General features: G+C 62.1%; 3 protein-coding genes. 1 reads left to right on the plus strand and 2 read right to left on the minus strand.

Annotation, left to right across the window (positions count from 1 at the left end; genetic code table 11):
- Window positions 1-118: 118 nt before the first annotated feature.
- Both BM300_RS28195 and BM300_RS28200 read right to left on the minus strand, forming a co-directional pair.
- A complete protein-coding gene (locus tag BM300_RS28195; RefSeq protein ID WP_092224769.1) occupies window positions 119-1,144 on the minus strand; it encodes a LacI family DNA-binding transcriptional regulator in 1,026 nt (341 codons plus the stop codon).
- Between the two features lie 352 nt (window positions 1,145-1,496).
- Window positions 1,497-1,850 carry a hypothetical protein gene (locus tag BM300_RS28200; protein WP_092464595.1) on the minus strand — a complete coding sequence of 118 codons (354 nt, stop codon included), beginning with the start codon at window positions 1,848-1,850 and terminating at the stop codon, window positions 1,497-1,499.
- Between the two features lie 465 nt (window positions 1,851-2,315).
- Between BM300_RS28200 and BM300_RS28205 the strand changes: the two genes are divergently transcribed.
- The gene (locus BM300_RS28205) at window positions 2,316-7,184 is read left to right on the plus strand and encodes an NAD-glutamate dehydrogenase (RefSeq protein ID WP_092145893.1); all 4,869 of its coding nucleotides are present in this window, start codon (window positions 2,316-2,318) and stop codon (window positions 7,182-7,184) included.
- The last annotated feature ends 363 nt before the right edge of the window (window positions 7,185-7,547 follow it).

A 7,547-nucleotide genomic window follows, 5' to 3' on the forward strand; every position in this document is an offset into this window, starting at 1 on the left:
TAAAAAAAGGGGGGTGTGCTTCAGGTCCTCATCGCGAGCAAGCTCGCTCCCACACGGGATCTGTGGCGCACTGAAGATCCCTGTGGGAGCGAGCTTGCTCGCGATAGGGCCCTCACCATCACCGACCATTCCCAAGCGTCGACCCACGCTCAATCAGCCGCGCCGCAAAATCCAGGGTCCGCACCGGCCCGTTGTCACCGCGCAAGCGCTTGAGCAGGCATTCGAAAGCGCTGGCGCCGATCTCGGCGGTGGGTTGGGCCAGGGCGGTGATGCCGCTGCCCACCAACGGGTACCAATCCAGATCGTCGAGGGCGATCAGGCCTACGTCGTCGAACAAATGGCAACCCAGGTCGCGCAAGGCTTGAGTGGCGGCCAACGCAGCAATGCCGTTGGCGCAGAACAGTGCCTTGGGGCCAGCGCCCGGCTGGGCAAGGAAGGCCTCGATGCGGGCGGTCAACCGGTCACAGGTTTCCACCACGGCGCCGGTCAGGGCAGGGCGGCGCTCGATGCCGGCCTTGAAACTGTCGACCCGCTCGATCCGCGAGCTGGTGCCGTCGAAGGGCTCGGTGACCAGGAGCAGATCGCGGTAACCCCGTTGTTCAAGGTGGTCGAGCGCCATCGCGACGGCGGCCGGGTTATCCAGTCCCACCAGGTCGCTTTCGAGCCGATCAACCTTGCGATCCACCAGCACCAGCGGCATCTCGCTGCGCAGTTCGAGCAGTTCCTCACGGTGATGCCCCAGGGTGTTCACGATCAGCCCTTCGATATTGTAGGCGCGCAACAACGCCAGGTGCTGGCGCTCCTGCTCGTCATCGCGATCGGTGTTACACACCACTAGGCTGTAGCCATGGCGACGGCAGGCGGTTTCCACGCCATGCATCACGGCAATTGAATAAGGGTTGCGGATATCGGCCACCAGCATGCCGATCAGGCGTGTGCGCCCACGCTTGAGGCCGCGGGCCATCTGGTTGGGACGATAGCCCAACTCATTGATTGCCTGCTCGATGCGCCGGGCGATGGCCTCGGAGAGCAGGGCGCGGTCCTCGCCAATGAAGCGCGAGACACTGGCCTTGGAGACCCCGGCGCGTTCGGCGACGTCAAGCATGGTCACGCGGCTGCGCTGGGCGGCGGAGAAAGAATTCACGGATAGAAACCTGCTTATTGGAATTATTTAGCGGCTCTGAAACCGGTTTCAGGAAACCTCAGAATCCAGTCGGTCGTCAAGGGCGTCTTGATACGAGAGCGACCGACGGTGATTCACCTCGTGGTAAGGAGCCGCAGCGTGGGTAGGATGTGGTGGGAAGGCTCACGCGAACCAGTGTGGCGAGGGAGCTTGCTCCCGCTCGGCTGCGCAGCAGTCGCCATTCGTGCTGGCGCGGTTTGGCTGTCAGATCGTGGTGTGTGGTTTTTGGGGCTGCTGCGCAGCCCAGCGGGAGCAAGCTCCCTCGCCACAAGAGCTGCCCGACTCCTATCCTGAATCCCTGGCGCTGCTGAGCTCAGAGCTGACTTATATAAGTCCCGGTGCCCCGGAGAATGTTCTGCAACGTCAGTTCCACTTCCGCCAGGTCCGCCGCATCGCTGTTATGAATGATTTCCAGCACATCATCGCCATTCAGGGCATCGGCGTCCGCTGCGGCGATTTCGATCTTCAGCAGGGTCGGGCTCAGGGTCACCTTCACGCCATCGAGTGTCGAAGGCTCGCCATCCAGAGTGATTTCCAGTGCGTCTTCGTCGGGGTAGCGGGACATCAGGAACATGTCGCCCTGGGCGCTATGGCAGCAGAGCATGGCCATGTTGTCTTCTTCTTCGTCGCACGGGTTGGCGATCAGAAGGGCGGTGGTCATTTGCATGGTGATGGCTCCTGGCTCGATGAGCCCTGCGGGGGAGTAAAAGGTGGATTTTGCCAGCCGGGAGGAATTTCTGCTGGATTACCGCTGCCAGACGCAGGATCCAGCGATGATTTCACGCCGCCAGGTGCCGTTTGGCCCTTGGGCTGCTAGGGTTGTTCGATGCGCACGGGCTGTTTAGCTAGCCGATGACCGAATATGTCGCAGCGCTGCAAGCAGGCAGGTTGTCGCACTCGTTAAGCTGCGCAACGGATGTGCACCTGCAAAGGCCATCCCACGGGTGTTTTTTGCAGGTGCCCATGACATGAAATTACATGGAAAAGGATGTGACCTGCGGGTCCTGTCCAGCTTCATCCACCTGTCATCCTGTTTCCTCTGCCCGAGAATCAGGAACGGGATGGCCGATAACCCCGCAAGGGGTTGCACGCGACGCTTTCATCAATAACAAGCCCAAGCGGAGTACCACAGATGGCGTTCTTCACCGCAGCCAGCAAGGCCGACTTCCAGCATCAACTGCAAGCGGCACTGGCGCAGCACATCAGTGAACAGGCACTGCCACAAGTGGCGCTGTTCGCTGAACAATTCTTCGGCATCATTTCCCTCGATGAACTTACCCAGCGCCGGTTGTCCGACCTCGCCGGCTGCACCCTGTCTGCCTGGCGCCTGCTTGAGCGCTTCGATCACGCGCAGCCGCAGGTGCGCGTCTACAACCCCGATTACGAACGCCACGGCTGGCAGTCGACCCACACGGCCGTGGAAGTGCTGCACCACGACCTGCCATTCCTGGTGGACTCGGTCCGCACCGAGCTGAACCGTCGCGGCTACAGCATTCATACCCTGCAAACCACCGTGCTGAGCGTGCGTCGCGGCAGCAAGGGCGAGTTGCTGGAAATCCTGCCAAAAGGCACCCAGGGCGACGACATCCTGCAAGAGTCGTTGATGTACCTGGAGATCGACCGCTGCGCCAACGCCGCCGAACTCAACGTCCTGAGCAAGGAACTTGAGCAAGTGCTGGGCGAAGTGCGCGTGGCCGTGGCCGACTTCGAACCGATGAAAGCCAAGGTCCAGGAAATCCTCGACAGCCTGGACAGCAGCGCCTATGCCATCGACGCTGATGAAAAGAGCGAGATCAAGAGCTTCTTGGAATGGCTGGTGGGTAACCACTTCACCTTCCTGGGCTACGAAGAGTTCGTGGTTCGTGACGAGGCCGATGGTGGCCACATCGAGTACAACCCCGATTCGTTCCTGGGCCTGACCAAATTGCTGCGCGCCGGCCTGACCGCCGAAGACCTGCGCATCGAAGACTACGCCGTCAATTACCTGCGCGAACCGACGCCGCTGTCGTTCGCCAAGGCCGCGCACCCGAGCCGCGTACACCGTCCGGCCTATCCGGACTACGTGTCGATCCGTGAAATCGACGCCGACGGCAAGGTCATCAAGGAATGCCGCTTCATGGGCCTGTACACCTCTTCGGTGTATGGCGAGAGCGTGCGGGCCATCCCGTACATCCGCCGCAAGGTCGCGGAAATCGAGCGTCGCTCGGGCTTCCAGGCCAAGGCGCACCTGGGCAAGGAACTGGCCCAGGTGGTCGAAGTGCTGCCCCGTGACGACCTGTTCCAGACCCCGGTGGACGAGCTGTTCAGCACTGTCATGTCCATCGTGCAGATCCAGGAACGCAACAAGATCCGCGTGTTCCTGCGCAAAGACCCGTATGGCCGTTTCTGCTACTGCCTGGCCTACGTGCCACGTGATATCTATTCCACCGAAGTGCGCCAGAAGATCCAGCAAGTACTGATGGATCGCCTGAAGGCCTCGGACTGCGAGTTCTGGACCTTCTTCTCCGAATCCGTACTGGCCCGTGTACAACTGATCCTGCGGGTGGACCCGAAGAACCGCATCGACATCGACCCGTTGCTGCTGGAAAAAGAAGTCGTGCAGGCCTGCCGCAGCTGGAAGGACGACTACGCCAGCCTGGTCGTCGAGAGCTTCGGTGAAGCCCAGGGCACCAACGTGCTGTCGGATTTCCCGAAAGGTTTCCCGGCCGGCTACCGCGAGCGCTTTGCTGCGCACTCGGCCGTGGTCGACATGCAGCACCTGCTGAGCCTGAGCGAAAAAAATCCGCTGGTCATGAGCTTCTACCAGCCGCTGGGCCAGGTCTCTGGCCAGCGTGAGCTGCACTGCAAGCTGTATCACGCCGATACGCCACTGGCGCTGTCCGACGTGCTGCCGATCCTGGAAAACCTCGGCCTGCGCGTGCTGGGTGAATTCCCGTACCGCCTGCGCCACACCAATGGCCGCGAGTTCTGGATCCATGACTTCGCGTTCACCGCCGCCGAAGGCCTGGACCTGGATATCCAGCAACTCAACGACACCTTGCAGGACGCCTTCGTCCACATCGTGCGTGGCGATGCCGAGAACGATGCCTTCAACCGCCTGGTGCTGACCGCCGGCCTGCCATGGCGCGACGTGGCGCTGCTGCGTGCCTATGCCCGTTACCTGAAGCAGATCCGCCTGGGCTTCGACCTGGGTTACATCGCCAGCACCCTGAACAACCACACCGACATCGCTCGCGAGTTGACCCGGTTGTTCAAGACCCGCTTCTACCTGGCGCGCAAACTCACCGGCGATGACCTGGAAGACAAGCAACTGCGCCTGGAGCAAGCGATTCTCTCGGCCCTGGACGACGTCCAGGTGCTCAACGAAGACCGCATCCTGCGTCGCTACCTGGACCTGATCAAGGCCACCCTGCGGACCAACTTCTACCAGACCGACGCCAACGGCCAGAACAAGTCCTACTTCAGCTTCAAGTTCAACCCGCACCTGATCCCGGAACTGCCCAAGCCCGTACCGAAGTTCGAGATCTTCGTCTACTCGCCACGGGTCGAAGGCGTGCACCTGCGCTTCGGCAACGTGGCTCGCGGTGGCTTGCGCTGGTCCGATCGTGAAGAAGACTACCGCACCGAAGTGCTCGGCCTGGTAAAAGCCCAGCAAGTGAAGAACTCGGTGATCGTGCCGGTGGGCGCCAAGGGCGGTTTCCTGCCACGTCGCCTGCCGTTGGGCGGCAGCCGGGACGAGATCGCGGCCGAGGGCATCGCCTGCTACCGCATCTTCATCTCGGGCCTGTTGGACATCACCGACAACCTGAAGGACGGCGTGCTGGTACCGCCGGCCAACGTCGTGCGTCATGACGACGATGACCCGTACCTGGTGGTGGCGGCGGACAAGGGCACTGCGACCTTCTCCGACATCGCCAACGGTATCGCCATCGACTATGGCTTCTGGCTCGGCGATGCGTTCGCCTCCGGCGGTTCGGCTGGCTACGACCACAAGAAAATGGGCATCACCGCCAAGGGCGCGTGGGTCGGCGTGCAGCGCCACTTCCGCGAACGCGGCATCAATGTCCAGGAAGACAGCATCACCGTGGTGGGTGTCGGCGACATGGCCGGCGACGTGTTCGGCAACGGCTTGTTGATGTCCGACAAGCTGCAACTGGTCGCGGCCTTCAACCACCTGCACATCTTCATCGACCCGAACCCGGAGCCTGCCAGCAGCTTTGCCGAGCGCCAGCGCCTGTTCGATCTGCCGCGTTCGGCCTGGACCGACTACGACACCAGCATCATGTCCGAAGGCGGCGGTATCTTCTCGCGTAGCGCGAAGAGCATTGCCATCTCGCCACAGATGAAAGAACGCTTCGACATCAAGGCCGACAAACTGACCCCGACCGAACTGCTCAATGCCTTGCTCAAGGCACCGGTGGATCTGTTGTGGAACGGCGGTATCGGCACCTACGTCAAGGCCAGCACTGAAAGCCACGCCGATGTCGGCGACAAGGCCAACGACGCACTGCGCGTGAACGGCAACGAACTGCGCTGCAAGGTCGTGGGCGAGGGCGGCAACCTGGGCATGACCCAACTGGGTCGCGTCGAGTTCGGCCTCAATGGCGGCGGTTCCAACACCGACTTCATCGACAACGCCGGCGGCGTGGACTGCTCCGACCACGAAGTGAACATCAAGATCCTGCTCAACGAAGTGGTGCAGGCCGGCGACATGACCGACAAGCAACGCAACCAGTTGCTGGCGAGCATGACCGACGAAGTCGGTGGCCTGGTGTTGGGCAACAACTACAAGCAGACCCAGGCCCTGTCCCTGGCGGCCCGTCGCGCCTTTGTGCGGATCGCCGAGTACAAGCGCCTGATGAACGACCTGGAAGCCCGTGGCAAGCTGGATCGCGCCATCGAGTTCCTGCCGACCGAAGAACAGCTGGCCGAACGTGTCGCGGCGGGCCATGGCCTGACCCGTGCCGAACTGTCGGTGCTGATCTCCTACAGCAAGATCGACCTCAAGGAAGCGCTGCTCAACTCCCTGGTACCGGACGACGACTACCTGACCCGTGACATGGAGACGGCGTTCCCGCCGACACTGGTGAGCAAGTTCTCCGAGGCCATGCGTCGCCATCGCCTCAAGCGCGAGATCGTCAGCACCCAGATCGCCAACGACCTGGTCAACCACATGGGCATCACCTTCGTGCAACGGCTCAAGGAGTCGACGGGCATGAGCCCGGCGAACGTGGCGGGCGCTTATGTGATCGTGCGCGATATTTTCCATCTCCCGCACTGGTTCCGGCAGATCGAAGCCCTGGACCACCAGGTGTCCGCCGACGTGCAACTGGAGCTGATGGACGAGCTGATGCGCCTGGGTCGTCGCGCCACGCGCTGGTTCCTGCGCAGCCGCCGCAACGAGCAGAACGCTGCCCGTGACGTGGCGCACTTCGGTCCGCACCTGGCGGCGTTGGGCCTCAAGCTCGACGAACTGCTGGAAGGTCCGACCCGCGAAGGTTGGCAGACCCGCTACCAGGCCTACGTGGCCGCTGGTGTGCCGGAGCTGCTGGCGCGCATGGTTGCCGGCACGACGCACCTGTACACCTTGCTGCCGATCATCGAGGCGTCCGACGTCACCGGCCAGAACGCCGCCGATGTGGCCAAGGCCTACTTCGCCGTGGGCAGCGCCCTGGACATCACCTGGTACCTGCAACAGATCAGCGCACTGCCGGTGGAAAACAACTGGCAGGCACTGGCCCGTGAAGCGTTCCGTGATGATGTCGACTGGCAACAGCGGGCGATCACCATCTCGGTCCTGCAAGAGGGCGATGGCGCCCAGGACGTGGAAACTCGCCTGGCACTGTGGCTGGAGCAGCACCACGAAATGGTCGAGCGCTGGCGTGCCATGCTGGTGGACATCCGTGCTGCCAGCGGTACCGACTACGCCATGTACGCGGTCGCCAACCGCGAGCTGTTGGACGTGGCAATGAGCGGTCAGGCGGTCGTGACGGCCAACTGATTCGGCGTTGAATGAAAAAGCCCCGCATTGAGAGATGCGGGGCTTTTTTTGGTGCGCCAGGCATGGCGCGTTGCGCGCAAGCGCAACCAGCTTGGCTGTGGTGGTCACGCTGGTGACTTGGAGGTGAAAGTCCTCTACACACCCGGCAAGGGGAAGTGTTAGCCAGAGGCAAGGGTGTCGCGGGTGACTGCGAATCTGAAGGAAGCCCGAGGCAAAATGCTGGCCTGACGAACAGGAAGCGGATTAGGCGGTGCAGCGGGGTAAGGTAGCCAAAATTGCCAAAGCCCAATACTTGCACGGAACGCTGTGACGTAGATCCGACAGGCATAAGCAGGAAGGTCGCGCGAATTACCCTGGGAGATC

The sequence above is a fragment of the Pseudomonas sp. NFACC46-3 genome, assembly GCF_900114515.1.
In the GTDB taxonomy this organism is placed as follows: Bacteria; Pseudomonadota; Gammaproteobacteria; order Pseudomonadales; family Pseudomonadaceae; genus Aquipseudomonas; species Aquipseudomonas fluorescens_Q.

Bases quoted from the DNA above. Each gene is read 5' to 3' on its own strand.
- BM300_RS28200 (WP_092464595.1), bottom strand. From the start codon at position 1,850: ATGCAAATGACCACCGCCCTTCTGATCGCCAACCCGTGCGACGAAGAA.
- BM300_RS28205 (WP_092145893.1), top strand. From the start codon at position 2,316: ATGGCGTTCTTCACCGCAGCCAGCAAGGCCGACTTCCAGCATCAACTG.